At 69.8% G+C, this 23,082-nt stretch carries 27 protein-coding genes; 16 read left to right on the top strand and 11 right to left on the bottom strand.

Annotated features, from left to right (window positions below; translation table 11 throughout):
• Positions 1–43 precede the first annotated feature (43 nt).
• The gene (locus ACSQ2H_RS21290; RefSeq protein WP_436063360.1) at positions 44–616 is read right to left on the bottom strand and encodes an AAA family ATPase; all 573 of its coding nucleotides are present in this window, start codon (positions 614–616) and stop codon (positions 44–46) included.
• Positions 617–779: 163 nt separating this feature from the next.
• Between ACSQ2H_RS21290 and ACSQ2H_RS21285 the strand changes: the two genes are divergently transcribed.
• Entirely contained in the window at positions 780–1,217 is a 438-nt protein-coding gene (locus ACSQ2H_RS21285) for a hypothetical protein (RefSeq protein WP_436063359.1), read from the top strand.
• Positions 1,218–1,237: 20 nt separating this feature from the next.
• On the opposite strand, the gene ACSQ2H_RS21280 is transcribed toward ACSQ2H_RS21285, so the two are convergent.
• A complete protein-coding gene (locus ACSQ2H_RS21280) occupies positions 1,238–1,738 on the bottom strand; it encodes a GFA family protein (RefSeq protein ID WP_436063358.1) in 501 nt (166 codons plus the stop codon).
• A 98-nt stretch (positions 1,739–1,836) separates the two neighbouring features.
• On the opposite strand from ACSQ2H_RS21280, the gene hisC reads away from it, so the two are divergent.
• Together hisC and ACSQ2H_RS21270 are read left to right on the top strand one after the other, a co-directional pair.
• Positions 1,837–2,895 (top strand): histidinol-phosphate transaminase, encoded by a 1,059-nt coding sequence (gene hisC, locus ACSQ2H_RS21275; protein WP_436063357.1) that lies wholly within the window; start codon positions 1,837–1,839, stop codon positions 2,893–2,895.
• A 57-nt stretch (positions 2,896–2,952) separates the two neighbouring features.
• Positions 2,953–3,225 (top strand): SCO4225 family membrane protein, encoded by a 273-nt coding sequence (locus ACSQ2H_RS21270; protein WP_436063356.1) that lies wholly within the window; start codon positions 2,953–2,955, stop codon positions 3,223–3,225.
• Between the two features lie 64 nt (positions 3,226–3,289).
• Here the strand turns inward: ACSQ2H_RS21270 and ACSQ2H_RS21265 are convergent, their stop codons facing one another.
• A complete protein-coding gene (locus ACSQ2H_RS21265) occupies positions 3,290–3,805 on the bottom strand; it encodes a D-glycero-alpha-D-manno-heptose-1,7-bisphosphate 7-phosphatase (RefSeq protein ID WP_436063355.1) in 516 nt (171 codons plus the stop codon).
• A gap of 62 nt (positions 3,806–3,867) precedes the next feature.
• Between ACSQ2H_RS21265 and ACSQ2H_RS21260 the strand changes: the two genes are divergently transcribed.
• The 6 genes from ACSQ2H_RS21260 to ACSQ2H_RS21235 all read left to right on the top strand — a co-directional run bounded on the left by ACSQ2H_RS21260 (position 3,868) and on the right by ACSQ2H_RS21235 (position 10,604).
• Positions 3,868–5,718, top strand: coding sequence for an ABC transporter ATP-binding protein (locus ACSQ2H_RS21260; RefSeq protein ID WP_436063354.1), 1,851 nt, complete (start codon positions 3,868–3,870; stop codon positions 5,716–5,718).
• A gap of 226 nt (positions 5,719–5,944) precedes the next feature.
• Positions 5,945–7,009: a mannose-1-phosphate guanylyltransferase gene (locus tag ACSQ2H_RS21255; protein WP_436063353.1), complete on the top strand. Its 1,065-nt coding sequence runs from the start codon at positions 5,945–5,947 to the stop codon at positions 7,007–7,009.
• Positions 7,010–7,094: 85 nt separating this feature from the next.
• On the top strand, positions 7,095–8,171 hold the full coding sequence (locus ACSQ2H_RS21250) for a GNAT family N-acetyltransferase (RefSeq protein ID WP_436063352.1): 1,077 nt from the start codon (positions 7,095–7,097) through the stop codon (positions 8,169–8,171).
• 59 nt (positions 8,172–8,230) lie between these two features.
• The gene (locus ACSQ2H_RS21245) at positions 8,231–8,758 is read left to right on the top strand and encodes a hypothetical protein (RefSeq protein ID WP_436063351.1); all 528 of its coding nucleotides are present in this window, start codon (positions 8,231–8,233) and stop codon (positions 8,756–8,758) included.
• Between the two features lie 129 nt (positions 8,759–8,887).
• Complete coding sequence (locus tag ACSQ2H_RS21240; protein WP_436063350.1) at positions 8,888–10,090, top strand: threonine ammonia-lyase; 1,203 nt, start codon at positions 8,888–8,890, stop codon at positions 10,088–10,090.
• A 10-nt stretch (positions 10,091–10,100) separates the two neighbouring features.
• On the top strand, positions 10,101–10,604 hold the full coding sequence (locus ACSQ2H_RS21235) for an FKBP-type peptidyl-prolyl cis-trans isomerase (RefSeq protein ID WP_436063349.1): 504 nt from the start codon (positions 10,101–10,103) through the stop codon (positions 10,602–10,604).
• Positions 10,605–10,724: 120 nt separating this feature from the next.
• Here the strand turns inward: ACSQ2H_RS21235 and ACSQ2H_RS21230 are convergent, their stop codons facing one another.
• The 3 genes from ACSQ2H_RS21230 to ACSQ2H_RS21220 form a co-directional block, all read right to left on the bottom strand.
• Positions 10,725–12,125, bottom strand: coding sequence for a methyl-accepting chemotaxis protein (locus tag ACSQ2H_RS21230; protein WP_436063348.1), 1,401 nt, complete (start codon positions 12,123–12,125; stop codon positions 10,725–10,727).
• Positions 12,126–12,320: 195 nt separating this feature from the next.
• A complete protein-coding gene (locus ACSQ2H_RS21225) occupies positions 12,321–12,842 on the bottom strand; it encodes a DUF1993 domain-containing protein (RefSeq protein WP_436063347.1) in 522 nt (173 codons plus the stop codon).
• A 69-nt stretch (positions 12,843–12,911) separates the two neighbouring features.
• On the bottom strand, positions 12,912–13,391 hold the full coding sequence (locus ACSQ2H_RS21220) for an SRPBCC family protein (protein WP_436063346.1): 480 nt from the start codon (positions 13,389–13,391) through the stop codon (positions 12,912–12,914).
• 46 nt (positions 13,392–13,437) lie between these two features.
• Here ACSQ2H_RS21220 and ACSQ2H_RS21215 point away from each other — a divergent pair, with 46 nt between their 5' ends.
• The 4 genes from ACSQ2H_RS21215 to ACSQ2H_RS21200 all read left to right on the top strand — a co-directional run bounded on the left by ACSQ2H_RS21215 (position 13,438) and on the right by ACSQ2H_RS21200 (position 16,028).
• A complete protein-coding gene (locus ACSQ2H_RS21215; protein WP_436063345.1) occupies positions 13,438–13,761 on the top strand; it encodes an ArsR/SmtB family transcription factor in 324 nt (107 codons plus the stop codon).
• Between the two features lie 83 nt (positions 13,762–13,844).
• Entirely contained in the window at positions 13,845–14,408 is a 564-nt protein-coding gene (locus ACSQ2H_RS21210) for a carboxymuconolactone decarboxylase family protein (RefSeq protein WP_436063344.1), read from the top strand.
• Between the two features lie 2 nt (positions 14,409–14,410).
• Entirely contained in the window at positions 14,411–15,208 is a 798-nt protein-coding gene (locus ACSQ2H_RS21205; protein WP_436063343.1) for an SDR family NAD(P)-dependent oxidoreductase, read from the top strand.
• Between the two features lie 67 nt (positions 15,209–15,275).
• Positions 15,276–16,028, top strand: a complete 753-nt coding sequence (locus ACSQ2H_RS21200) for a TylF/MycF/NovP-related O-methyltransferase (protein WP_436063342.1) — start codon at positions 15,276–15,278, stop codon at positions 16,026–16,028.
• 7 nt (positions 16,029–16,035) lie between these two features.
• Here ACSQ2H_RS21200 and ACSQ2H_RS21195 read toward each other — a convergent pair whose 3' ends face one another.
• The 4 genes from ACSQ2H_RS21195 to purU form a co-directional block, all read right to left on the bottom strand.
• A complete protein-coding gene (locus ACSQ2H_RS21195) occupies positions 16,036–16,485 on the bottom strand; it encodes a DUF2214 family protein (protein ID WP_436063341.1) in 450 nt (149 codons plus the stop codon).
• Between the two features lie 57 nt (positions 16,486–16,542).
• On the bottom strand, positions 16,543–17,364 hold the full coding sequence (locus ACSQ2H_RS21190; protein WP_436063340.1) for an enoyl-CoA hydratase-related protein: 822 nt from the start codon (positions 17,362–17,364) through the stop codon (positions 16,543–16,545).
• A gap of 63 nt (positions 17,365–17,427) precedes the next feature.
• Positions 17,428–18,261 (bottom strand): EamA family transporter, encoded by an 834-nt coding sequence (locus ACSQ2H_RS21185; protein ID WP_436063339.1) that lies wholly within the window; start codon positions 18,259–18,261, stop codon positions 17,428–17,430.
• Between the two features lie 116 nt (positions 18,262–18,377).
• On the bottom strand, positions 18,378–19,220 hold the full coding sequence (gene purU, locus ACSQ2H_RS21180) for a formyltetrahydrofolate deformylase (protein WP_436063338.1): 843 nt from the start codon (positions 19,218–19,220) through the stop codon (positions 18,378–18,380).
• A gap of 91 nt (positions 19,221–19,311) precedes the next feature.
• On the opposite strand from purU, the gene argE reads away from it, so the two are divergent.
• Entirely contained in the window at positions 19,312–20,493 is a 1,182-nt protein-coding gene (argE, locus tag ACSQ2H_RS21175) for an acetylornithine deacetylase (RefSeq protein WP_436063337.1), read from the top strand.
• Here the strand turns inward: argE and ACSQ2H_RS21170 are convergent.
• Complete coding sequence (locus tag ACSQ2H_RS21170) at positions 20,453–21,541, bottom strand: glycosyltransferase family 2 protein (protein ID WP_436063336.1); 1,089 nt, start codon at positions 21,539–21,541, stop codon at positions 20,453–20,455. The genes argE and ACSQ2H_RS21170 overlap by 41 nt on opposite strands.
• A 30-nt stretch (positions 21,542–21,571) precedes the next feature.
• Between ACSQ2H_RS21170 and rfbC the strand changes: the two genes are divergently transcribed.
• Together rfbC and ACSQ2H_RS21160 are read left to right on the top strand one after the other, a co-directional pair.
• On the top strand, positions 21,572–22,126 hold the full coding sequence (gene rfbC, locus ACSQ2H_RS21165; protein ID WP_436063335.1) for a dTDP-4-dehydrorhamnose 3,5-epimerase: 555 nt from the start codon (positions 21,572–21,574) through the stop codon (positions 22,124–22,126).
• 14 nt (positions 22,127–22,140) lie between these two features.
• Positions 22,141–22,962 (top strand): acyl-CoA thioesterase, encoded by an 822-nt coding sequence (locus tag ACSQ2H_RS21160; RefSeq protein WP_436063334.1) that lies wholly within the window; start codon positions 22,141–22,143, stop codon positions 22,960–22,962.
• Positions 22,963–23,082: the final 120 nt, after the last annotated feature.

Raw genomic sequence — 23,082 nt, 5'->3', positions numbered from 1 at the left:
CTGGGTGTCTGGAAGATAGGGCGGGCGGTCGGCGGGCGCGAGCCTAGGACGACGGCCGGGAGAGCAGCTCGCGCTCGATCTGGCCGACAGATTCGGCGGCGCTGAGGCCGCTGGTCTCCAGGTCCAGAACCCAGTCGTGGTCGATCGGGAACGGGGGGAGGGCGGCCAGCGAGGGCGCGGCGCCGGCGTCAGTGGTCTTGAATCTCTGGCGCCGTTCGTCGCGGGCGATCCGGTCGCGGAGCTGGTCTTCGCCGCAGGTCAGGCGGACCACGAGCAGCCGCGCGCCCCGCCGCTCGGCGACCCAGAGGATCTGGCCGGCGATGATCCAGTCGAGCGGATGGCCGCCGGGATCGGAGACCGCATGGGTGAAGACGTAATTGCGGCCGGCCGGTCCGAAGCGGGCGAGGGTTTCGAGCACCGCGGCCAAGACGTCGTTGGTCCGGTCCCACACGCCGGCCGGCAGCGGCTGGCCGTCCGGCTCGACCACCTCGAGGATCGGATTGCTCCAGAAGTGGTTGTCGAGAAGCTTGGCCGAGAGACGCTCGGCGAGGAGCTTGCCGACCGTGTACTTGCCGACGCCCGGCGGCCCGACGAGGTAGACGATCACGTTCTGCATGGCACGCGCTCTCCCCTAGGCGGATGAGATTGCACGCGCCTTTCGCGCCGGCCAACGGCGAACAGGCAGCAAGATTGGCTGCGAGGTCGGGTTATCGGTCATTCACGTCTTGCAACCAGAGTGTGCAGGCGCACATGTCGCGCGCAATTGGCTGGAGGTCGAGATGGCCGTCTTGCGTACCGTCGCCTTGGGGGCGGCCTTGGCCGCCTGCTGGTCGTCGTCGATCGCCGCGCCGCCGCCCCCGCCGCCGGTGGACCAGAGCGGCAAGGGCGCGGTCCTGTGCATCTGGATGTTGACCTCGCTCGTCCGGGAGGCCAGCCGGCGATGCGATCTCCCCGACCGCAGCCGCGACCTCGATCGTGAGCTGGACAACTCGATCGACCGGATCGAGGCGTTCATCATGACCAACGCCTCGGCGCCGCCGAAGGACATCCGCAAAGCGCGAAAGGCGATGATCGCCGACCAGACTGGCCGGGACTTCTGCAAGTACATCCCCGAGCTCTATTCGGCGCACAGGGCGCAGGGGCCGACGGCGCTTCGGGAAGGCATAGACGAGCTGCTCTCGGTCCCGCGAGAGCCGCTGATGAACCCTTGCGTCTAGGGCGCGGCGGGGGCGGACGCTCAAACGCCCGGATCGTCGGGCAGGCTTTTGCGCCGCCGTGGGCGCTCGCGCATGACGCCGGGATAGCCCTTGAGCGGGGCGAGCGGCGCGCCGTCGTAGATCCAGTCGGCCTGTTCGGAGAGGGCCAGGTGGTAGCGCGGCTCGCGGCCGGTGCGGGTCTTGAACACGCCGCGCGGAATGTTGACCATCTTCGGCGAGCGGGGCCGCTCATAGAGCATCGGCGTGCCGCAGCGGGCGCAGAAGCTGCGGGCGGCGCCGGTGTCGGGGTCCTCGTAGCGGGTCAGATGCTCCTCGCCCGCCAGGATCCGCAGGCGCGAGCGCCAGGAGCCGACGTAAGTTGCGTAGGCCCCGCCATGGGCGCGGCGGCCGGCGTGCGAGTGATCGTGCCAGGCCCAGACCGCCGGGACGTCGATCTCCAGCCGCACGGCGCCGCAGGCGCAGGCCCCGGCGGCCTGGACGGCGGAGCGCTTGGGCGGCTCGTCGGCGGGGGCTTTGGGCATCGGCTTTCCTTCGGCGGCGGTCGGGCAAGCCTAGCATCCCCCTGGACTTCGCGGTGGCGCGGTTGCTTAAGACGCCAGCTTAAACGCGAGACCCGAGCATGAGCCGCTTCTGGAGCGACCTGACCCACCAGCTGAAGCCCTATGTGCCGGGCGAGCAGCCGAAGATCGCGGACCTGGTCAAGCTGAACACCAACGAGAGCCCGACCGGGCCCTCGCCGAAAGCCATGGCGGCGATCGCGGCCGAGGCGGCCGATACGCTGCGGCTCTATCCGGACCCGGAGGCGAAGGCCCTCCGCGAGACGCTGGCGCGCTATCACGGGGTTGCGCCTGAGCAGGTGTTCGTCGGCAACGGCTCGGACGAGGTGCTGGCCCACGCCTTCGCCGCGCTGCTGAAGCGCGAGGCGCCGCTGCTGTTCCCCGACATCACCTACAGCTTCTATCCGGTCTATTGCGGGCTGTTCGGCATCGGCTACGAGACCGTGCCGCTGGACGAGCAGATGGCGGTGCGGGTCGAGGACTATCGGCGCCCGGCCGGGGCGATCATCCTGCCCAATCCCAACGCCCCGACCGGGGTGGCGCTGAGCCGCGCGCAGATCCGGCAGCTGCTGGACGAGCATCCCGACGCGCCGGTGGTCATCGACGAGGCCTATGTCGACTTCGGCGCCGAGAGCGCCATCCCGCTGGTCGCCGACTATCCGAACCTGCTGGTCGTGCAGACCATGTCGAAGTCGCGGGCGCTGGCGGGCCTGCGGGTCGGCTATGCGATCGGCGACGCGGCGCTGATCGAGGGGCTTGTGCGGGTCAAGGACAGCTTCAACTCCTATCCGCTGGGGCGGCCGGCCCAGGCCGGGGCCATCGCCTCGGTCGAGGACGAGGCGTTCTTCCAGGCGTCCTGCACCGCCGTGATCGCCGAGCGCGGCCGGCTGACCGAGGGGCTGGAGGCGCTGGGCTTTGCGGTGCTGCCATCGAGCGCCAACTTCGTGTTCGCCCGGCATGGCGCGCGGGGCGGGGCGGGGCTGGCCGCCGCGCTGCGCGAGCAGGCGGTGATCGTGCGGCATTTCGGGGCGGCGCGGACGGCCGACTACCTGCGCATCACCGTCGGGACGGGCGCGCAGACGCAGCGGCTGCTGGCCGCGCTCGGGGAAATCCTCGGCTAGCGTCTCCGGCGAGGCGGGGCCTAAGCTGGGCCCGCAAAGCAGGAGCAGGTTGCGCGCATGCGAGTGAGCCGGGTGCTGGCGGGCGTCTATGCGGCTATGTGCCTGGCGGCGCTGGCGCTGATCCCGATCAGTTCGCGCGGCTGGTTCGGGGTCGAGCCCGACCCGTTGGCCGGGGTGGTGGCGATCGTGCTGGCCATGCCCTGGAGCTTTCTCCTGCAGTGGCTGCCCGGCGGCGGGCCGTGGCCCGGCATGCTGCTGGTGCTGGCCGGCATGGCCGCCAATGTCGGGATCATGCTCTGGCTCGGCCGGGTGTCGCGGCGGCGGTTCTGAAAGCTCCGCTCACCCCGCGCAGTCCGGGCCCCCAGCTTCGTTCGCCGGAATGACTGGAAGAGAGCTAGGCCGCGACCGCCTCGGCCTTCAGGAATTCGGCCAGGTTTCCGCCGGTGAAGTGCAGGGCGCGGACGCCGGCGCGGGCGGCGGCTTGCAGATCGGAATCCTTGTCGCCGACCATCAGCGAGCGCGACAGGTCCACAGGCCACTCGGAAATCGCGCGCAGCAGCATGCCGGGGTTGGGCTTGCGGTCGGGCGGATCGGGGTGGCGGTAGATGTCGACCTGGGCGTCGGGATGCTGCGGGCAGTAGTAGTAGGCGTCGATGCGGGCGCCGACCTCGCCCAGGCTCTCGCTCATCCTGGCGTGCAGGGCGATGACGTCGTCCTCGGCATAGTAGCCGCGGCCGACCCCCGATTGGTTGGTGACCACGAACACCCACCAGCCGGCCTGGTTGAAGGCGGCGACGGCCTCGCGGGCGCCGGGGATCCAGTGGAAGTCCTCCCAGCGGTGCACATAGCCGGGGTCCTCGTTCAGGACTCCGTCGCGGTCGAGGAACAGGGCGGGGCGGGGGATACTCATCGGGGCGCTCACGGTTCGCCATCGTATAGCCAAAGACTTGGGGCCCTGCGCGTGGTTTCGCCATGGCGCCGCAACAGTCTATGGTCGGCGCCTGTTTACCTGCCGAGGTCGAGTTGGCCGAGCCTGTCCTTTCCATCGACGATCTGAAGATCGACTTCAAAACCCATGACGGGATCGTCAGCGCGGTGCGCGGCGTCAGCCTGAGCGTCGGACGCGGCGAGGTGCTGGGCGTGGTCGGCGAGAGCGGCTCGGGCAAGAGCCAGACCTTCATGGCCGCCATGGGCCTGCTGGCCGCCAACGGCCAGGCGAGCGGCTCGATCAAGTTCAAGGGCCAGGAGCTGCTGGGCCTGCAACCGCGGGCGTTGAACAAGGTCCGCGGCTCGAAGATGACGATGATCTTCCAGGACCCGCTGACCGCGCTGACGCCGCACGTGCGGATCGGCGAGCAGATCGCCGAGCCGCTGCGGCTGCACCTGGGAATGAGCGACAAGGCCGCCAAGGCCAAGGCGCTGGAGTGGCTGAAATACGTGCGCATCCCCGAGGCGGCGCGGCGGATGAACCAGTATCCGCACGAGCTGTCGGGTGGCATGCGCCAGCGGGTGATGATCGCCGCGGCCATGGCCTGCGCGCCCGAGCTGCTGATCGCCGACGAGCCGACCACGGCGCTGGACGTCACCGTGCAGGCCGAGATCCTCGACCTGATGGCCGAGCTGGGCCGCGAGACCGGCACGGCGATGGTGCTGATCACCCACGACATGGGCGTCATCGCGCGGCTGGCCGACCGGGTTTGCGTGATGAAGGACGGGGCCTATGTCGAGGAGGGCGAGGCCAAGGCCTTGTTCGCCGCGCCCAAGGATCCCTACACCCAGGCGCTGCTGGCGGCGATCCCGCGGCTGGACCGCGAGGGGCGCGGCGGCCGGCCGACCCTGGATCCCGTCGCAGCCGACGCGCCGGTGGTGGTCGAGGCGCAGGACATCGAAGTGCACTTCCCGGTGCACCAGGGCATGTTCGGGACCAAGGCCTCGCTGCGCGCCGTCGACGGCGTCTCGTTCAAGGTGCGGCAGGGCGAGACCCTGGGCGTGGTCGGCGAGAGCGGCTGCGGCAAGTCCACCCTGTCGCGGGCGGTGCTGAACCTGATCCCGGCTACGGGCGGCGCAGTCAGCGTGCTCGGCCGCGACATCACCCACGCCGACCGCGAGTCGATGCGCGCCGCGCGCCGCGACCTGCAGATCGTGTTCCAGGACCCGCTGGCCAGCCTCGACCCGCGCATGACCATCGGCGATTCCATCGCCGAGCCGCTGGCGGTGTTCCGCCCCGAGCTGAAGGGCCCGGCGCGCGAGGCGCAGGTGCGGGCGATGATGGAGCGGGCCGGGCTCTCGACCGCGCTGATCAACCGCTATCCGCACGAGCTGTCGGGCGGCCAGAACCAGCGGGTCGGCATCGCCCGGGCGATGATCCTGGAGCCGAAGCTGGTGATCTGCGACGAGGCGGTCTCGGCGCTGGACGTATCGATCCGTGCACAGATCATCGACCTGCTGATCGATCTGCAGAAGCAGATGGGCATGGCGATGATCTTCATCAGCCACGACCTGGCGGTGGTGCGCGAGATCAGCCACCGGGTGATGGTCCTGTATCTCGGCCGGGTGATGGAGGAGGCGAGCCGCGAGCAGCTCTACGCCGACCCGCAGCACCCCTATACCCGCGCGCTGCTGTCGGCCGCGCCGATCCCCGATCCGGCGGCCGAGCGCAGCCGCGCGCGCATCAAGCTGACCGGCGAGCCGCCCTCGCCGATGGACCCGAAGAGCGCCCTGCGCTTCCTGCCCTCGAAGTTGACGGCCGACGGCCCGGTCTATGTGCCGCAACTGAAGGAAGTGGCGCCCGGCCACCTGGTCAGCGAGTACGACCCGGCATGAGGGCCGTTTTGGAAGTGTCTTCTTCCTCCCCCATCGCGATGGGGGAGGGGGACCGGCATGGCCGGTGGAGGGGGCAAGACTGGGCGCTGAGCTTGCGGCTCGCCCCCTCCACCCCCCTTCGGGCGGTCCCCCTCCCCCGCTGCGCAGGGGAGGAAATTCGGGCCTATCGGCTGACAGCTCCCCCAGCGGGGGAGCATCTTTGTTCCAGCGCTCTGGGCTTTGCGACATGACGACCAAGATCATTCCCGTCCTGATGTCGGGCGGCGCGGGAACGCGCCTGTGGCCGCTGTCGCGGACCGCGCGGCCCAAGCAGTTCCACCGGCTGGGCGGCGAGCACAGCCTGATCCAGGACACCGCCCTGCGGCTGACCGGCGAGGGTTTCGCGGCCCCGGTGGTGGTCTGCGCGGCGGCCCACGCCGACCTGGCGCGCGCGCAGCTGGTCGAGGTCGGGATCACGCCGGCGGCGCTGATCACCGAGCCGGCCCCGCGCAACACCGCCCCGGCCTCGGTGGCGGCGGCGGCGTTCGGGGCCGAGATCGACCCCGAGGCGCTGATGGTGCTGATGCACGCCGACAACCTGGTGGCCGACGTCGGGGCGCTGCACGGCGCGATCGCGGCCGGGAGCGCGGCGGCGCAGGCTGGCGAGATCGTGCTGCTGGGCCTCAAGCCGACCGGCCCCTCGACGCTCTACGGCTACATCCAGGCCAAGGGCGAGGGCGCGGTGCGCAAGGTGGCGCGGTTCGTCGAGAAGCCGGACCTGGCGACGGCGCAGACGTTCGTGGCCGATCCGAACTTCACCTGGAACGGCGGGATGTTCCTGTTCAAGGCCGGGGCGTTCCTGGACGAGGCGCGGCGGCTGGCCCCGGAGGTGACGGCGGCGGCGCAGGCGGCGGTCACGGGCGCGGCGCGGACCGGCGACGTGGTGGCGCTGTCGCCGGCGTTCCTGGGGGCGCCGAGCATCGCCATCGACGTGGCGGTGATGGAGCAGACCGACCGCGCCAGCGTCGTCGAGGCCGACATCGGCTGGGCCGACGTCGGCAACTGGGGCGCGCTCTGGGAGCTGTCGGAGAAGACCGCGAGCGGCGATGCGCTGGAGGGCGAGGTCGTGGCGGTGGAGACCCGCGACTGCCTGGCCCGCAGCGACGGGCCCGTGGTCGTGCTAGCCGGGGTCGAGGACCTGGTGGTGGTGGTCGAGAACGGCGTGGTGCTGGTCACCCGCCGCGACGCGCCGGCCGCGGTGCGCGCCGGGGTCGAGGCGCTGAAGGCCAAGGGGCGGGGCGACCTGCTCTAGCCTGGGTTGCGGCAACCTCCGGGAAACACTTGTCGGCTAGGGTGCCCGTGATTTCGGCGCCTCTCGCGCCGCCAGGACCGCGCCCGTGGAAATCGACATCGTTCGCCCGCAGGATCTGTCGCCGGCCAGCCTCGACCGCTGGGCCGCCTTGCAGATCGGCGCCCTGGATTCGCCGTTCCTGTCGCCGCAATGGACCCGCGCCGTCGATCACGCCCAGCGCGGAGGTCGGCGGGCGATCGAGGTCGCGGTGCTGAAGCAGGACGGCCGCGAGATCGGCTACTTCCCCGCGCGGGTCGGGTCGGTCACCGCCATCCCGGTCGGCGCGCCGATGTGCGACTATCAGGGCCTGGTCGCCGAACCTGGCGTGCAGGTCGATCCCAAGGAGCTGGTGCAGGCGCTGGGCGTCCAACGGCTCGACTTCACCCACATGCTGGAAGACCAGGCGAGTTTCGCCGCCCACGCGCGCGGCCGGACCCTGTCGCACGTGGTCGACGTCAAGGACGGCTACTCGGCCTACGAGGCCGAGCGCAAGGCGGCGGGCAAATCGATCCTGAAGGATAGCGACAAGAAGCGCCGCAAGGTCGAGCGCGAGGTCGGCGAGGCCACGTTCCAGGCGTTCTCGCGCTCGCGCACCGACTTCGACCGGCTGCTGGCCTGGAAGAGCGCGCAGTACCGCGCCACCGGCCAGACCGACATCTTCCAGACCGAATGGACCCTGGCGCTGCTGCGCGACCTGTTCGAGAGCCGCGACCCGGATTTCGGGGCGGTGCTGTTCACCCTGCACTTCGGCGACCGGCTGGCGGCGGTGCACCTGCACCTGCGCGGGCGGCGCACGGTCCACGGCTGGCTGATCGCCCACGACCCGGAGTTCGAGCGTTACTCGCCGGGCATCCTGCTGTTCCAGGACATCCTGCGCTGGATGGACGATACGCCCTACAGCCGGCTCGACCTCGGGGCCGGCGACTATCGGTTCAAGCGCGAGCTGGCCAATGACGGCCTTTGGGTGGCCGACGGCTTCGTCGGGGTGCCTTCGCCGGCGGCGTTCGCGCGGCGGGCGGCCTATGGCGTACGACGCGCAGCCGAAGCGCTGCCGCTGGGCCGGGCCTCGGCGCTGCCGGGCAAGGCGATGCGCCGGATGGACGTCTGGCGCGGGCTCCGCTGACAGCGCCTTTACACCGCCAGGCCCGTGACCAATGCTCCGCCGATCACAAGGAGCATGCGATGATCTCTCACCGACTGAGCCTGACGCTGGCGGCTGCGGCCGCGCTCGCCCTGGCCGGCTGCGGCCAGCAGGCGGCCAAGCCCGCCGAGGCCCCGGCCGAAGCTCCCGCGGCTGCGCCCGCTCCCGCCCCCGCGCCGGTCGCCGCCGCGCCGGCGGTCGACCAGGCGGCGCTGAAGGCGCTGCTGGGCCCGGACGAGACGCTGGAAGTCGTGACCCTGGACCCGGCCGGCGCGGCCAGCGTCAGCGGCGAGGTCAAGGGCTACAAGGCCCCAGTCTACGCCGTGCCGGTCGCCGCCGCGCAGACCTTGAACGTCACCTTCGAGCCCTCGAACACCAACCTCTACGTCAACGTCGTCGACTCGGCCGACACCAGCGGCGCGGCCGTGCACCGCGGCGAGGTCGACGGCCCCAAGGCCAGCGTCACCGCGGCCAAGGCCGGCGTCTACCTGATCAAGCCGTTCCAGCCGCGGGCCACCGCCCGCCGCGACGAGGCGGGAACCTTCAAGCTGACCATCGCGGTGAAATAGACCCGCGGGCCGGGCGCGGATGGGCGGGCGCGGGCATATCGACCCACGGAACCGTTCATTCGCCCCGGCTCCATTGCCGTTGCGGGCCTGCGCCGCTAGACGTGGCCCATCTCCCACATCGGCTCTGACATGACGCTTTCCATCGACGACATCCGCGCCGCCGCCGACCGGCTGAAGGGGCACATCGAGCGCACGCCCTGCCGCCATTCGCGGACCCTGTCGGAAATTACCGGCGCCGAGGTGTGGGTGAAGTTCGAAAACCTGCAGTTCACGGCGGCCTACAAGGAGCGCGGGGCGCTCAACACCCTGCTGCAGCTGTCGGACAACGAGCGGGGGCGCGGGGTGATCGCCGCCTCGGCCGGCAACCACAGCCAGGGCCTGGCCTATCACGCCGCGCGGCTGGGCATTCCGGTGACCATCGTGATGCCGCGCTCGACGCCGTTCGTGAAGGTGCAGCAGACCCGCGGCCACGGCGCCAACGTGGTGCTGGAGGGCGACAATTACGACGAGGCCTCGGCCGTCGCGATGAAGCTGTGCGCCGAGCAGGACCTGGCCTTCGTCCACCCGTTCAACGACCTGCAGGTGATGGCCGGCCAGGGGACGGTGGCGCTCGAGATGTTCGAGGACGTGCCGGACCTGGACGTGCTGCCGATCCCGATCGGCGGCGGCGGGCTGATCGCCGGCTGCGCCACGGTGGCCAAGTCGCTGAACCCCAATGTGCAGGTGATCGGCGTCGAACCGGCCATGTACCCGTCGTTCACCGCCAAGATGCGCGGCGTCAACGGGACCAGCGGCGGGGCGACCATCGCCGAGGGCATCGCGGTCAAGCAGGTCGGGGACCTGTCCTACGCCATCGCCCGGCCGCTGATCGACGAGGTGCTGCTGATCGAGGAGCCGCATTTCGAGCGTGCGGTGGCGCTCTACTGCAATGTCGAGAAGACCGTGGTCGAGGGCGCGGGCGCGGCCTCGCTGGCGGCGCTGCTGGCCTATCCCGGCAAGTTCAAGGGCAAGAAGGTCGGGCTGATCGTCACCGGCGGCAATATCGACACCCGGCTGCTGGCCTCGGTGCTGACCCGCGAGCTGGTCCGCGACCAGCGGCTGGTGAGCCTGCGGATCATCGGCGACGATCGCCCCGGCCTGCTGGCCACCGTCTCGGCGGTGATCGGCCAGATGGGGGCCAACATCATCGAGGTCGCCCACAACCGTCTGGCCCTGGACGTGCCGGCCAAGGGCGCGGAGTTCGACATCATGATCGAGACCCGCGACGCCCAGCACACCCAGGAAATCATGGACGCCCTGCGCGAGCACGGCTATCCGCCGCGCGCCGTCTAGGAACATCGACATGAAACGCCTTCTTCCCGTTCTCGCCGCCCTGCTGCTGGCCGCCTGCGGCCGCGCCGGCGCCGACCCTGCCGAGCTGGCCAAGTCCGCGGCCGAGGCCAAGGCGTTCATGGAGACCAACGGCAAGGCCGAAGGCGTCCAGACCCTGCCCTCGGGCGTGCAGTACAAGATCGTCCGCTCGGGCCCGACCACCGGCATGAAGCCGGGTCCGAACGACGAGGTGAAGGTCCACTACGAAGGCAAGCTGGTCTCCGGGAAGATCTTCGACTCGTCCTACGAGCGCGGCGCCCCGGCGGCGATGCCGCTGCCGGCGCTGATCCCGGCCTGGAAGGAAGCCCTGCAGCTGATGCGGCCCGGCGACGAGTGGACGCTGTTCGTCCCGCCGGCCCAGGGCTATGGCGAGGAAGGCGCGGGCGGCGGCGAGATCCCGCCCAACAGCGTGCTGATCTTCCGCATCGAACTGATCGACGTGCTGCCGGCGCCGGGCCGCGTCGGCCAGGGCTGACGCATGCTGCGCGGCCAGGGGAACTGTCAGCCGTCCGGCTGACTGAGCAGTCCCCCTCCGTCTCGATGCTTCGCATCGATCCACCTCCCCCAGCGGGGGAGGAACTTGTCGTGTTTCAGGCTAGGCGCCGCGGGCGAACTGTGCGGCGCGGGCCTGCGAGGCGGTCACCTCGCCGACCTGGAAGCGGGCGACGAGCTGGGCCAGTTCCGCCGATTCCCCCTGCAGGCTGGCGGCCGCGGCGGTGGTCTCCTCGACCATGGCGGCGTTCTGCTGGGTGGCCTGGTCCATCTGATTGATGGCGGCGTTGACCTGGGCGAGGCTGGCGGCCTGGCCCTGGGCGCTGGAGGCGATCTCGGCGATCAGGCCGTCGATCTCGGCGACCTTGTCGATGATGGCCCCGAGGGTCGAGCCGGTGGCGCCGACCAGCTTCACCCCGCGGGCGACCTGATCGGTCGAGGACGAGATCAGGGTCTTGATCTCCTTGGCGGCGTCGGCCGAACGCTGGGCCAGGGCGCGGACCTCGGAGGCGACGACCGCGAAGCCGCGGCCGGCCTCGCCAGCGCGCGCGGCCTCGACCCCGGCGTTGAGCGCCAGCAGGTTGGTCTGGAAGGCGATCTCGTCGATCACGCCGATGATCTGGGTGATCTTGCCCGAGCTCTCCTCGATCTCCTCCATCGCCTCGACGGCTTCGCGCACGACCTCGCCGGAGCGGGTGGCTTCGACCCGGGCCTGGCTGGCCGCGCCGGACACCCGGCGGGCGCTGTCGGCGCTGCGGCTGACGGTGGAGGTCACTTCGTCGAGGGCGGCGGCGGCTTCTTCCAGGCTGGCGGCCTGGGTCTCGATGCGGCGCGAGAGCGCGTCGGAAGCTCCGGCGATCTCGTCGGCGCCGCCGCGCAGGCTGTCGGTCGAGCGGCGGATCGTGGCCATGGCCTGGCGCAGGGCGGCGATGGCGCTGTTGAAGTCCAGCTTCAGCTGCTGGTAGGCGCCGGCGAACTGGGCCGAGACGCCGGTGGTCAGGTCGCCGTCCGACAGCCGCCCGAGTCCCTGGGCCAGCGCCTCGACGACCACCTCCTGTTCCTGCGCCACCTCGCGGCGGGCGGCCTCGGCGCGGTCGCGCTCGAGCTCGGCCTGGGTGACGTCGGTCGCGAACTTGATGACCTTGCAGGGCTTGCCCGCCGCGTCGAAGACCGGGTTGTAGGAGGCCTGGATCCAGACCTCGCGGCCGCCCTTGCCGAGCCGGCGGAACTTGCTGGCGACATACTCGCCGCGGTTCAGCTGCGCCCAGAAGGCGCGGTACTCGGGCAGCTCGGCTTCGCCCGCCGGCATGAACATGGCGTGGCGGCGGCCGACGACCTCGGACGCGGCATAGCCCATGGCGGCCAGGAAGTTGTCGTTGGCGTCGAGGATCGTGCCGTCGAGGGCGAACTCGATGACCGCCTGCGAGCGGTGCATCGCCGCGACCAGGGCCTCCAGCTCGCGCGTGTGCGTCGCGGCGGCCACATCGGTCTTGCGTCCAAACATACGAAATCCCCAATCGGGCCGCGTGTTCAGCGACCGGCGTAATTCGAATTGGGGGTGACTGCTTAATAAAGACTAAATTATGAGAATTGTTCGCAAATAGGTCAATAGATTGAGCGATCGATAGTCCAATGGGCTAGGCCGCATGGCCGAATAAAGCATAGGGCGAGATTGTAACTCGCCCTATGCTTGCGTCGCCTAGAGCTTCATCCGCAGCGCGCCCATGTAGTCGCGCTTGCCGATCGGCACGCCGCGCGAGCGCAGCAGGTCGTAGGCGGTGGTGGCGTGGAAGTGCAGGTTGGGCAGCGAGAACGACATCAGGAAGTTCTCGGCGACGAACGGGATCTTCGTGCCGCGGAACTCGAAGTAGACGTCCTTGCCCTCGTAGGCGTTGATCTCGTCCGGCTTGATCGCCGCGAGCTTGGCGTGGGCAGCCTTGATCAGCGCGATCAGGGACGGCAAGTCCTGGGCGCTCTGGTCGCCGCCGGGCGAAAACACGCCGGCCTTCACGCCTTCGATGGCGCCGAGCGAGTGATGGGCGACCGAGATCACCTGGAAGCGGAAGTCGAACATGTCCTCGCACAGCTTCGAGGTCACGATCTCCTGCGGGTCGATCCCGTTGTCCTGGCAGTGGGCGAGGCCCCGCTCGAGGAAGCCGGCGACGCCGCCCACCGTCTGGAGAAATGAAGCCACGCTGACGTCGTAGAGAGAGATCGCCATGTTCCGCCCTTATGTGATTTGGACGGGCAATCTCCTCCCGCGCACGCGCCGACGCCAGCGGTTTTGCGGCTACTTGAACATGCCTTCGCGCAGGTTGATTCCATGCTCGAGCCAGGCCTTCATCGCGCACTGCATCTGGGTCCAGCCCTGGCAGTTGCCGTAGGACGCCTTGAGCCCGATCTCGGTCTGCTTCCAGCCGTGCTCCTCGATGGCGACCAGGGTGCGGCCGTCGTCCAGCCCCTCGAAGGTCATGGTCACCTGAGTCTTGTAGTCGACGCGGGCGACGAGATTGTCGGCGTTCTCGGGCGGGCCGTCGTTGGCCTCCCATTCGAAGACGATTTTCTGGTTGGGGATCACTTCGATCACCCAGACTGGAAAGGCCCCGGGAAAGTCGGCGAAGTCCCAGTAGACGGTGGCGCCGGTCTCCAGCCGCCCCTTGGCGCCGCCGGTGGTGAAGTACTGCGAAAGCTGGTCCGGATTGGCGACGGCCTCGAACACCTCGGCCAGCGGCTTGGCGATGCGGGCGGTCACGCGAAAGGTCAGATCCATGATCTTGCTCCTTGTTCTGCGGCCATTTGTGTTATAAATTTATAACATGTCAAGCGACGACGAAAACGACCTGATTTTCAAGGCCTTGGCCTCGCCGACCCGGCGGCGGATGCTGGACGAGATCAAGGACCGGCCGCTGACCACCGGCGACCTCTGTCAGCGCTTCCCGGAGCTGGACCGCTGTACGGTGATGCAGCACCTGAAGGTGTTGGAGGGCGCCGACCTGGTGATCGCCCGCCGCGAGGGGCGCGAGCGCTGGAACCACCTGAACTCGATGCCGATCAAGCAGATCCACGACCGCTGGATCGGCCCCTATGCCGAGCGCGCCGTCAGCCTGCTGGACCGCCTGAAGACCGACCTGGAGACCTGAGCGGCATACCGGGGTCTCGAAGACTTGCGCCCGGTCCCCATCCCCTGTTTGCTGAGCGCCAAATCAGAACAGGGAAACGCCGCATGCGCCTCACCAAGCCCCGGATTGCGCCGGTCCAGGACGCCGACCTCAACGACGAGCAGAAGGAAATCCTGGCGCCGATGGGCGACCGGGTGCTGAACATCTTCCGCACGATGGTCGGCGCGCCGAAGGCGGCCAAGGGCTTCCTGGCCTGGGGCAACTACGTGCTGTCGAAGAAGAACGACCTGCCGGCGCGCGAGCGGGAGATCGTGATCCTGCGCATCGGCTATCTCTGCAAGTCGGGCTACGAGTGGACCCAGCACGTGCCGATCGGGGTGCGGGCGGGCCTGACCGAGGACGAGGTGGCGCGGATCAAGGGCGGGGCCGGGGCGCCCGGCTGGAGCGCCGCCGACCAGGCGCTGCTGGCGGCCAGCGACGAGCTGCACCACGACCAGTTCATCACCGACGCGACCTGGAGCGCGCTGAAGGCGCACTTCAGCGACAAGCAGTGCATGGACGTGGTGTTCACCGCCGGCCAGTACACCCAGGTCTCGATGATCCTGAACTCGTTCGGCGTGCAGCTGGACGCCGGCCAGACCCTCGATCCCGACCTGAAGGGGTTCTAGGCGTGCGGCTGCAGGGAAAGACCGCCATCGTCGTCGGCGCCGGCCAGACGCCGGGCGAGACGGTCGGCAACGGCCGGGCCATCGCGCTGCTGTTCGCCCGCGAAGGCGCGCAGGTGCTGTGCGTCGACCGGCTGATCGAGCGGGCCCAGGAGACCGTGGCGCTGATCGAGGCCGAGGGCGGCCAGGCGAGCGCGCTGGCGGCCAACATCACCAAGGCGGCCGACTGCGAGGCGATGATCGCTGCGGCGTGCGAGCGGTTCGGGACCATCGACATCGTGGTCAACAATGTCGGCATCGGCGGCGGCGGCGACGGGCCGGCCCACAAGCTGACCGAGGAGGCGTTCGACCGCATCCTGGCGGTCAACCTGAAGGGCGCCTGGCAGGTCAGCAAGGCGGCGCTGCCGACCCTGCGCGAGCAGGGCAAGGGCTCGATCGTCAACATCTCGTCGCTGGCCTCGATCGCCGGTGGGAACCAGACCGCCTACGAGGTCTCCAAGGCGGCGTTGAACCGGCTGACTACCAGCGTGGCCCAGGCCAACGCCGGCAAGGGCGTGCGCTGCAACGCCATCGCCATGGGGCTGCTGGACACGCCGATGGCGGTGGCCGGGATCGCCCAGGCCAGCGGCCAGGAGCAGCAGGCCGTGCGCGACGCGCGCAACGCCCGCGTGCCGCTGGGCGGCCAGATGGGCACCGCCTGGGACACCGCCTATGCGGCGCTGTTCCTGGCCAGCGACGAGGCGCGGTTCATCACCGGCACGGTGCTGTTCGTCGACGGCGGGATGTCGAGCCGGGTGGGCTAGGCGCGACGGAATCGGCGCTCGCGTGCTAGTGGAGTCGTGGTGAGCTCAACTCAGAACGTGTGATCCGATGAAGCTGCCCGGCCCCTCCTATGTGAACGACACCTTCTATGGGGCCGTGGACACAGCCCGCGCGCTCGAGGCGCGGCAGGCCCTGATCGACCAGATCAGGGTCAAGACCGGCATCTTCGCCGCCGACAACATGATGACCTGGGACAAAACCCTGGGCTTCATCCGCGAGCCGGCGTTCTCGGCGGCGGTCAACGCCCATACCCGGCCGGGGGCCGAGCGCGCCGGGGTCTGGCGCTACAACACCCTCGTCTGGGCCGCCCGGCAGGTCGCGTCGCTGGACGGCGATTTCGTCGAGTGCGCCTGCTATCGCGGCAACACCGCGCGGATCGTCGCCGACCTCGTCGACATCTCGAACCGGCGCTACTTCCTCTACGACCTGTTCGACCACGACGAGACCATGCCGCACCACTCGATGCCGGCGCATTCGAAGACGCTGTACGACGAGGTGCGGGCGCGGTTTCCCGAGCCGAACGTCATCATCACCCAGGGCCGCGTGCCCGAGAGCCTGGCGATCGCCTCGCCCGACAAGATCGCGCTGATGCATATCGACATGAACAATGTCGACGCCGAGATCGGCGCGCTCGAACTGCTTTGGGACCGCGTGGTCCCGGGCGGGATCGTCGTGCTCGACGACTACGGCTGGCTTGCCTACCACGTGCAGTTCTCGACCGAACTGGCCTGGTTCAGGCAGCGCGGGCAGTACGTGCTGGAGATGCCGACCGGCCAGGGGCTGGTCGTCAAGCACGGCTGACGCCGGGCTAGAACCCGATCCCGCGGGCCATCATCGCGGCGAAGATCGGGATCAGGGCGAACACGGCGAGTTCGGCGATCAGGTAGGGGCGGACGGCCTTGATCTCGGCCGCGCCGAGGGCGAAGTCGGGCTCGGTCCGGGCGCGCTTGCGCCATTGCAGGATGCGGATGGTCGGCGGGGCCGAGAGCAGGCCGACGACGACGAAGGCCCCGATCTTGGCCCAGAACGCCCAGTTGCCGAGATAGGCCTCCGGGCCCTTCACGCCCATGTAGACCCGCGCGAAGCCGACGATGAGGATCAGGGTCGCGATCAGGCCGTAGTGCATGTCGACGATCCCCAGCCGCCGCAGCCCGGCGCCCGTCAGGCCAGGACGGACGGTGGCGAGCTCGACCGCCAGGATGGCGGCGAGGCTGAAGACCAGCAGGTGGTGGGCGATGGCGAGGAGGAGGTCGGTCACGGCGCGCTCCGATCGGTTGCGCCGTGACTGTGGAGCTTTTCGCTTACAATGTAAATACTACTCCTTGGGGCCGGTGCGGTAGTCGTCGAACTTGCCGTCGCGGTCGCTGAGCGCGGCGGTGACGCCCTCGCGCAGCTTGGCCATGTACTCGCGCGAGGCCCTGGTGCTCCAGCCGAGCGCGTGCAGGTCGGTGCCGGCGCGGATGCCCTGGCGCATGCCCATCACCTCCATCTGGCGATGGACGAGCCGCTTGTTGAGCTGGGCCAGTTCCGGATCGACCTTGGCGATGCGCTCAGCCATCGCCAGGACCGCCGGTTCGAGGTCGGCGAGGGGATAGGCGCGGTTGGCGAAGCCGAGGCGGACGGCCTCGTTCCCGTCGATGGAATCGCCGGTCAGCATCTGCTCCATGGCCGCGCGCATGCCCATCAGCCAGACGTGATAGTGGTTGTCGGGCGGGCTCATGGTGCGCACCGCCGGGTAGCCGATCTGGGCGTCGTCGGCGACGTAGACCAGGTCGCAGGCGACGGCGAGTTCCGACCCGCCGGCCAGGCACCAGCCGTGCACCTGGGCGATCACCGGCTTGGCCAGGTCCCAGACCCGGAAGCAGCCGTCGACCACGTGACGCGCCCACTGGCCCTGGTTGGCGGCCGTGTGCCAGGGCAGCTCGCCGACTCCGGCCAGGTCGTAGCCCGACGAGAAGCAGGTCCCGGCGCCGCGGACGATCATCACCCGCACCTCGGGGTCGGCGTCGCCGGCCTCCAGCGCCGCGAAGATCTCGGCCCGCAGGGCGTTGGAGAGAGCGTTGCGCTTTTCGGGGCGGTTGAGGGTGATGCGGCGCACATGCGGCGCCGGATCGTCGGTCAGCAGGATCGCGGCCATGGGGTCCTCCTCCGGATTTTGGAGAGAGGGTCGGCGCTTGACGCCGCGACAGTCAAAGCTGCGTCAGGCGAGGCGCAGCACGACCGCGCCGGCGGCGATCAGCAGGGCCGCGAGGATGCGGCCGCGGGTCGCCCGTTCGCGCAGGATGAACACGGCGATGGCGGTGGCGAACAGGATCGAGGTCTCGCGCAGGGCGGCGATCACCGCCACCGGCGCGTGGGTCATGGCCCAGAGCGCCAGGCCGTAGGAGGTCAGCGTGCCGAGCCCGCCGACCATGCCCAGCGGCAGGTGCGCGCGGGCGTAGGGGATGAAGGTGCGCCAGCGCGCCGCCAGCACCCAGACCAGCAGCGGCGCGCCTGAGAGCAGGTTGAGCCAGAGAGTGTAGGCGGCGGGCGTTCCCGAGGCGCGGACGCCGGCGCCGTCGACCAGGGTGTAGCTGGCGATGACCACGGCGTTGAGCAGGGCCGCGCGGATCCCCTGGCCGCTGGTCCCGCGGGCTCCGAGCGCCAGGCTGAGCACGCCGCCGCAGATCAGGGCGACGCCGCCGGTCGCGGCCAGGGACAGCTGCTCGCCCAGCCAGAAGCGGCTGACCAGGGCGACGATCAGCGGCGCGGTCCCGCGCATCAGCGGATAGGCCTGGCTCATGTCGGCGCCGCGATAGGCGCGGGCGACCAGCAGGTAGTAGCCGACCTGCAGCACGGTCGAGGCGGCGAGGAACGGCCAGCTCTCGCGGGCCGGCTGGGCCAGGAACGGCAGGGCCAGCGCCGAGATCACCGCGGCCGAGGCGGCGACCAGGATGGTGGTCAGCAGCTTGTCCGGCGCCAGCTTGACGATGGCGTTCCAGCTCGCGTGCAGCAGGGCCGCGAAGATGACGATGCCGAAGACGCTGAGGGGCATGGGGCGACCTTAACCACCCCGCTCACCCCGGCGAAAGCCGGGGCTCATACGGACACCGTGCGAGTTGCAGCTCAGCTTGGGTCCCGGCTTTCGCCGGGATGAGCGGTGGAGAGAGCCTAGTCCGTGAACACCACGGTCTTGGCGCCGTTGAGCAGCACGCGGTCTTCCAGCCGCCAGCGGACGGCGCGGGCCAGGACGCGGCGCTCGATGTCGCGGCCCTTGCGGATCAGGGCGGCGGGGGTGTCGCGGTGGCTGATGCGCTCGACGTCCTGCTCGATGATCGGGCCTTCGTCGAGGTCGGCGGTGACGTAGTGGGCGGTGGCCCCGATCACCTTCACGCCGCGCTCGTGGGCCTGGTGGTAGGGACGCGCGCCCTTGAAGCCCGGCAGGAACGAGTGGTGGATGTTGATGCAGCGCTCTTCGAGCTTGGCGGCCAGGCCGTCGGACAGCACCTGCATGTAGCGGGCGAGGACGACGAGCTCGGTCTCGGTCTCCTGGATCAGCTTCCAGATCGCCGCTTCCTGTTCGAGCTTGGTCGAGCGCTTCACCGGCAGGTGGTGGAACGGCACGTCGGAGAGGTCGAGGTTGGCGTAGGTCTCGATCGGATGGTTGGAGACCACCGCGGCGATCTCCATCGGCAGCTCGCCGCGGCGCCAGCGATAGAGCAGGTCGGCCAGGCAGTGGTCCTGCTGGCTGGCCAGGATCATGACCTTGCGCTTGATCTTGGGGTCGCGCAGCGACCAGCGCATCGAGAAGCCTTTGGCCAGGACTTCGAACTCGCCGCGCATCGCCTCGACGTCGCCGCCCTTGGCGTCGAAGACGACGCGCATGAAGAACTTGCCGGTCTCCTGATCGTCGTACTGCTGGGCGTCGAGGATGTTGGCGCCGCGCTCGAACAGGAAGGCCGAAACGCGCGCGACGATGCCCGGCTGGTCGGGGCAGGAGAGGGTCAGGATCATGGCGCCTGTCTAGGCCGCGATCATGATCAATACGTCAAGGCTGGAGGCATCGCAGCTTGGAGCGGCTGGGCGGGGCGCTTACGCTGTAGGCATGCCGACCTCCGAAGCCCTGACCGCCCGCGCGCTGGACATCCTCGAGACGCTCGTGGCCTTCGACACCACTTCGCGCCTGTCGAACCTCGCCCTCATCGAGTGGGTCGAGGCCTATCTGGACAGCCACGGCGTCACGCACCGGCGGGTCCCGAACCACGACGGCAGCAAGTCGAACCTGATCGCCAGCGTCGGCCCGGCCGTCGAAGGCGGGGTCGTGCTGTCGGGCCACACCGACGTGGTGCCGGTCGACGGCCAGGCCTGGACCAGCGACCCGTTCGTGCTGACGCCCAAGGACGACGGGCGGATCTACGGGCGCGGGACCTGCGACATGAAGGGCTTCCTGGCCCTGGCCCTGGCGGCGGTTCCGGGCGTGGCCGCGGCGGACCCGAAGAAGCCGGTGCACCTGGCGTTCTCGTACGACGAGGAGATCGGCTGCCTGGGCGCGCCGGACATGATCGCGGTGATCGCCCGCGAGCTGCCGCGCCCGGCGCTGGTGGTCGTGGGCGAGCCGACGATGATGGAGGCGGTGCGCGGCCATAAAGGCATCTCGACCTTCACCGTCACGGTGACCGGCAAGGAGGCGCATTCCAGCCAGACCCAGCTGGGCGTCTCGGCGATCATGGAGGCGATCCCGCTGCTGGCCTCGCTGAAGGCGCTGGCCGCGCGGCTGGAGGCGGAGGCCGACCCGGCCTCGCCGTTCCTGCCCAAGCACGCGACCCTGACCGTGGGGCTGCTGAACGGCGGTACGGCGGGCAACATCCTGGCGCGGGAGTGCTCGTTCCAGTTCGACCTGCGCTGCCCGCCGGGCCAGGATCCGCTGGCGCTGCTGTCCCCGTTCCGGGCCGAGGTGGCGGCGCTGGACGCACGGCTGAAGGCGCTGTTCCCGCAGGCCGGGGCGAAGATCGTCCAGCGCTCGGGCACGCCGCCGCTGTCGCCCGAAGAGGACGGCGTCGCCGAGCTGTTCGCCCGGCGGCTGGCCGGCGACAACGGCCCGGCGCGGGTGGTGCCCTATGCCGCCGAGGCCGGGCAGTTCCAGGAGGCCGGGTTCTCGACCGTCATCTGCGGGCCCGGCTCGATCGACCAGGCCCACCAGGCCGACGAGTATGTCGACCGCGTCCAGATGGAGCGCGGCGGGGCGTTCATGGCGCGGTTGATCGACTGGGCCGCAGCGGGCGAATGACCGCGCGCCGCTCGAACAGGTCGTGCGGGTTCCAGGTCATGGCCCGGGCGATCTGCGCGGTCGAGGCGCGCCGCCGCTTCTGGACCTGACGGCGGCTCTTCAGGATCGTCGGCAGGCCCTTGATCGATTCCGTGAACGCCCGCCAGACGATGTGCGCGTGCGGGTGGTTCTCGCGGCGGCTGGAGATGTAGGCGACCGCCGCCAGATGCAGCGGCACCACGACCGGCAACAGCGGCCAGGGCGTGTCCTTGTAGACCACGTAGAAGCGGTTGCGGGTGCCGTGGAAGACCGCGAACTCGGACTTGCGCCCGCCGCTGGAGGCCGAGCCGACGTGGTGGATGGTGGCGCTGGGGACGAGCACGGTCGGCTCGCCAGCCAGCTGTAGCCGGTAGCCGAGGTCGACGTCCTCGGAATAGCAGAAGAAGAACTCGTCGAAGCCGCCGAGGTCGAGGAACAGCTGCCGGTCGATCATCATCGCCGCGCCGCACGGCGAGAACACCTCGCCCTCCGGGGTGTTTCCGGGGTCGGGGGCCAGGTAGCCGCCGCGATAGGGAATGCCGTAGCCGCTCATCACGTCGCCCAGGCCGTCGAGATGGGTCGGGTCCTCGGCCATGACCTGGCGCGAGGTGAAGGAACGCACCTGCGGATGCCGGTCCGCCGCGTCGACCAGCTTCTCCAGCCAGTCGGGCTCGGCGTAGGCGTCGGGGTTGAGCAGCACGTACCAGCGGCCGCGCCCCAGCCGCGCGGCCTGGTTGCCGGCGCCGGCGAAGCCGAGGTTCTCAGTATTCTCGATCAGCCGCACCGAGGGGAATTCGCGGGCGATGGCCGCGTCGCCGGGGTCGGGCGAGGCGTTGTCGATCACCAGGGTCTCGAAGTCGCGATAGGTCTGGTCGGCCAGGTGCTGCAGGCAGGCGCGCAGGGTCGGGCCGGAGTTGTAGGCGATGACGCAGACTGTGATCTGGACCGGGGATTCGACGCGGGATTCGACAGAGGGTTCGGCGGGGCTTTGCGGCGCTGGCGACTTGTGTTCCTGCGCGGGGTCGTTCATGCGGGGGCGGTTCCAAACTTGCAGGCAGTCATGACGTCGATCACGCCGCTATCCATTCCTGAGGTCCTGCTTATCACGCCCAAGCGCCATGGCGATGCGCGCGGCTGGTTCGCCGAGACCTGGAGCCGCCGATCGCTGGCGGCCGCCGGCGCCGACCACGACTTCGTGCAGGACAACCAGGCCTTCAACGCCAAGGCCGGCACGGTCCGCGGCCTGCACTTCCAGAACGCGCCGCATCCCCAGGCCAAGCTGGTGCGGGTGCTGCGCGGCGAGATCTTCGACGTGGCCGTCGACATCCGCCCCGGCTCGGCCACCTTCGGCCAGTGGGTGGGGGCCAAGCTGACCGCCGAGGGCGGCGAGCAGCTGCTGGTGCCGCGCGGCTTCGCGCACGGCTACCAGACCCTGACCGACGGCTGCGAGCTGGCCTACAAGGTCGACGGCGACTACGCGCCGCAGACCGAGGGCTCGCTGCTGTGGAACGACGCTGACGTGGGCATCGCGTGGCCGTGGCAGGGCGAGGTGATCCTGTCCGACAAGGACCGCGTGGCGCCGACCCTGAAGGACATGCCGCCCGCGGCGTTCTGAACCGAGTGACGGATATGAGTGAGCTGGTCCGCATCCTCGACATCGAGGCCATCGACCTGGACATGTTCCGCGGCCACAACGCCGACGGCGAGACGCGCCGCATCTATGGCGGCCAGGTGGTGGCCCAGGCGCTGGCGGCGGCCTATCGCACGGTCGACGGCCGCGTCTGCCACTCGATGCACGCCTATTTCATCCGCGGCGGCGACCCGAAGATCCCGATCCTGCTGAAGGTCGAGCGGGTGCGCGACGGCGGCACCTTCACCATGCGGCGGGTCACGGCCCTGCAGCACGGCCAGCAGATCTTCAACCTGTCGGCCTCGTTCCAGGTCCCGGAAACCGGGCTCGAGCACCAGATCGAGATGCCGTCGCCGCCGGGCCCCGACGGGCTGCTCGACGAGGACGAACTGCGCAAGGCCGGCGGCGAGACCGAAACGCGTCGGACCTGGCCGGTCGAAGTGCGGCCGATCGATCCGCCGCCCTACGGCACGGCGCCGGTCATGGACCCGGAGCAGGCGATCTGGTTCCGCGCCCGCGATCCGCTGGGCGCCGATCCGATGATCCATCAGTGCGCGCTGGCCTATGCGACCGACATGACGCTGCTGGACACCTCGCTGCGGCCGCACGGCATTCCGTGGAGCGAAGGGCGGCTGCAGGTCGCCAGCCTCGACCATGCGCTGTGGTTCCACCATCCGAGCGACTTCACCCAGTGGCACCTCTATGTGCAGGACAGCCCCTCGGCCTCGGGCGGGCGCGGCTTCAACCGCGGCTCGATCTTCAACCAGGACGGCAAGCTGGTGGCCTCGGCCGCGCAGGAAGCGCTGATCCGGTATCGGTGAGCGTAGATCCTCCCCTCTTGGGGGAGGTGGCGTCCCGCAAGGGACGACGGAGGGGGACTGCTCTCAACGAGTCAAAGTCCCCCTCAGTCAGCTTCGCTGACAGCTCCCCCAGCGGGGGAG

Origin of the sequence: Phenylobacterium sp. LjRoot97, assembly GCF_964254345.1 — a bacterium.
Taxonomy (GTDB): Bacteria; Pseudomonadota; Alphaproteobacteria; order Caulobacterales; family Caulobacteraceae; genus Phenylobacterium.
Note: the sequence above shows the minus strand (reverse complement) of the source record. Positions and strands in the feature narration are given on the sequence as shown.

Excerpts from the sequence above, each read along its gene's own strand:
- ACSQ2H_RS21290 (WP_436063360.1), bottom strand. The coding sequence starts at position 616 with ATGCAGAACGTGATCGTCTACCTCGTCGGGCCGCCGGGCGTCGGCAAG.
- ACSQ2H_RS21285 (WP_436063359.1), top strand. The coding sequence starts at position 780 with ATGGCCGTCTTGCGTACCGTCGCCTTGGGGGCGGCCTTGGCCGCCTGC.
- ACSQ2H_RS21280 (WP_436063358.1), bottom strand. The coding sequence starts at position 1,738 with ATGCCCAAAGCCCCCGCCGACGAGCCGCCCAAGCGCTCCGCCGTCCAG.
- hisC (WP_436063357.1), top strand. The coding sequence starts at position 1,837 with ATGAGCCGCTTCTGGAGCGACCTGACCCACCAGCTGAAGCCCTATGTG.
- ACSQ2H_RS21270 (WP_436063356.1), top strand. The coding sequence starts at position 2,953 with ATGCGAGTGAGCCGGGTGCTGGCGGGCGTCTATGCGGCTATGTGCCTG.
- ACSQ2H_RS21265 (WP_436063355.1), bottom strand. The coding sequence starts at position 3,805 with ATGAGTATCCCCCGCCCCGCCCTGTTCCTCGACCGCGACGGAGTCCTG.
- ACSQ2H_RS21260 (WP_436063354.1), top strand. The coding sequence starts at position 3,868 with ATGGCGCCGCAACAGTCTATGGTCGGCGCCTGTTTACCTGCCGAGGTC.
- ACSQ2H_RS21255 (WP_436063353.1), top strand. The coding sequence starts at position 5,945 with ATGACGACCAAGATCATTCCCGTCCTGATGTCGGGCGGCGCGGGAACG.
- ACSQ2H_RS21245 (WP_436063351.1), top strand. The coding sequence starts at position 8,231 with ATGATCTCTCACCGACTGAGCCTGACGCTGGCGGCTGCGGCCGCGCTC.
- ACSQ2H_RS21240 (WP_436063350.1), top strand. The coding sequence starts at position 8,888 with ATGACGCTTTCCATCGACGACATCCGCGCCGCCGCCGACCGGCTGAAG.
- ACSQ2H_RS21235 (WP_436063349.1), top strand. The coding sequence starts at position 10,101 with ATGAAACGCCTTCTTCCCGTTCTCGCCGCCCTGCTGCTGGCCGCCTGC.
- ACSQ2H_RS21230 (WP_436063348.1), bottom strand. The coding sequence starts at position 12,125 with ATGTTTGGACGCAAGACCGATGTGGCCGCCGCGACGCACACGCGCGAG.
- ACSQ2H_RS21225 (WP_436063347.1), bottom strand. The coding sequence starts at position 12,842 with ATGGCGATCTCTCTCTACGACGTCAGCGTGGCTTCATTTCTCCAGACG.
- ACSQ2H_RS21220 (WP_436063346.1), bottom strand. The coding sequence starts at position 13,391 with ATGGATCTGACCTTTCGCGTGACCGCCCGCATCGCCAAGCCGCTGGCC.
- ACSQ2H_RS21215 (WP_436063345.1), top strand. The coding sequence starts at position 13,438 with ATGTCAAGCGACGACGAAAACGACCTGATTTTCAAGGCCTTGGCCTCG.
- ACSQ2H_RS21210 (WP_436063344.1), top strand. The coding sequence starts at position 13,845 with ATGCGCCTCACCAAGCCCCGGATTGCGCCGGTCCAGGACGCCGACCTC.
- ACSQ2H_RS21200 (WP_436063342.1), top strand. The coding sequence starts at position 15,276 with ATGAAGCTGCCCGGCCCCTCCTATGTGAACGACACCTTCTATGGGGCC.
- ACSQ2H_RS21190 (WP_436063340.1), bottom strand. The coding sequence starts at position 17,364 with ATGGCCGCGATCCTGCTGACCGACGATCCGGCGCCGCATGTGCGCCGC.
- ACSQ2H_RS21185 (WP_436063339.1), bottom strand. The coding sequence starts at position 18,261 with ATGCCCCTCAGCGTCTTCGGCATCGTCATCTTCGCGGCCCTGCTGCAC.
- purU (WP_436063338.1), bottom strand. The coding sequence starts at position 19,220 with ATGATCCTGACCCTCTCCTGCCCCGACCAGCCGGGCATCGTCGCGCGC.
- argE (WP_436063337.1), top strand. The coding sequence starts at position 19,312 with ATGCCGACCTCCGAAGCCCTGACCGCCCGCGCGCTGGACATCCTCGAG.
- ACSQ2H_RS21170 (WP_436063336.1), bottom strand. The coding sequence starts at position 21,541 with ATGAACGACCCCGCGCAGGAACACAAGTCGCCAGCGCCGCAAAGCCCC.
- rfbC (WP_436063335.1), top strand. The coding sequence starts at position 21,572 with ATGACGTCGATCACGCCGCTATCCATTCCTGAGGTCCTGCTTATCACG.
- ACSQ2H_RS21160 (WP_436063334.1), top strand. The coding sequence starts at position 22,141 with ATGAGTGAGCTGGTCCGCATCCTCGACATCGAGGCCATCGACCTGGAC.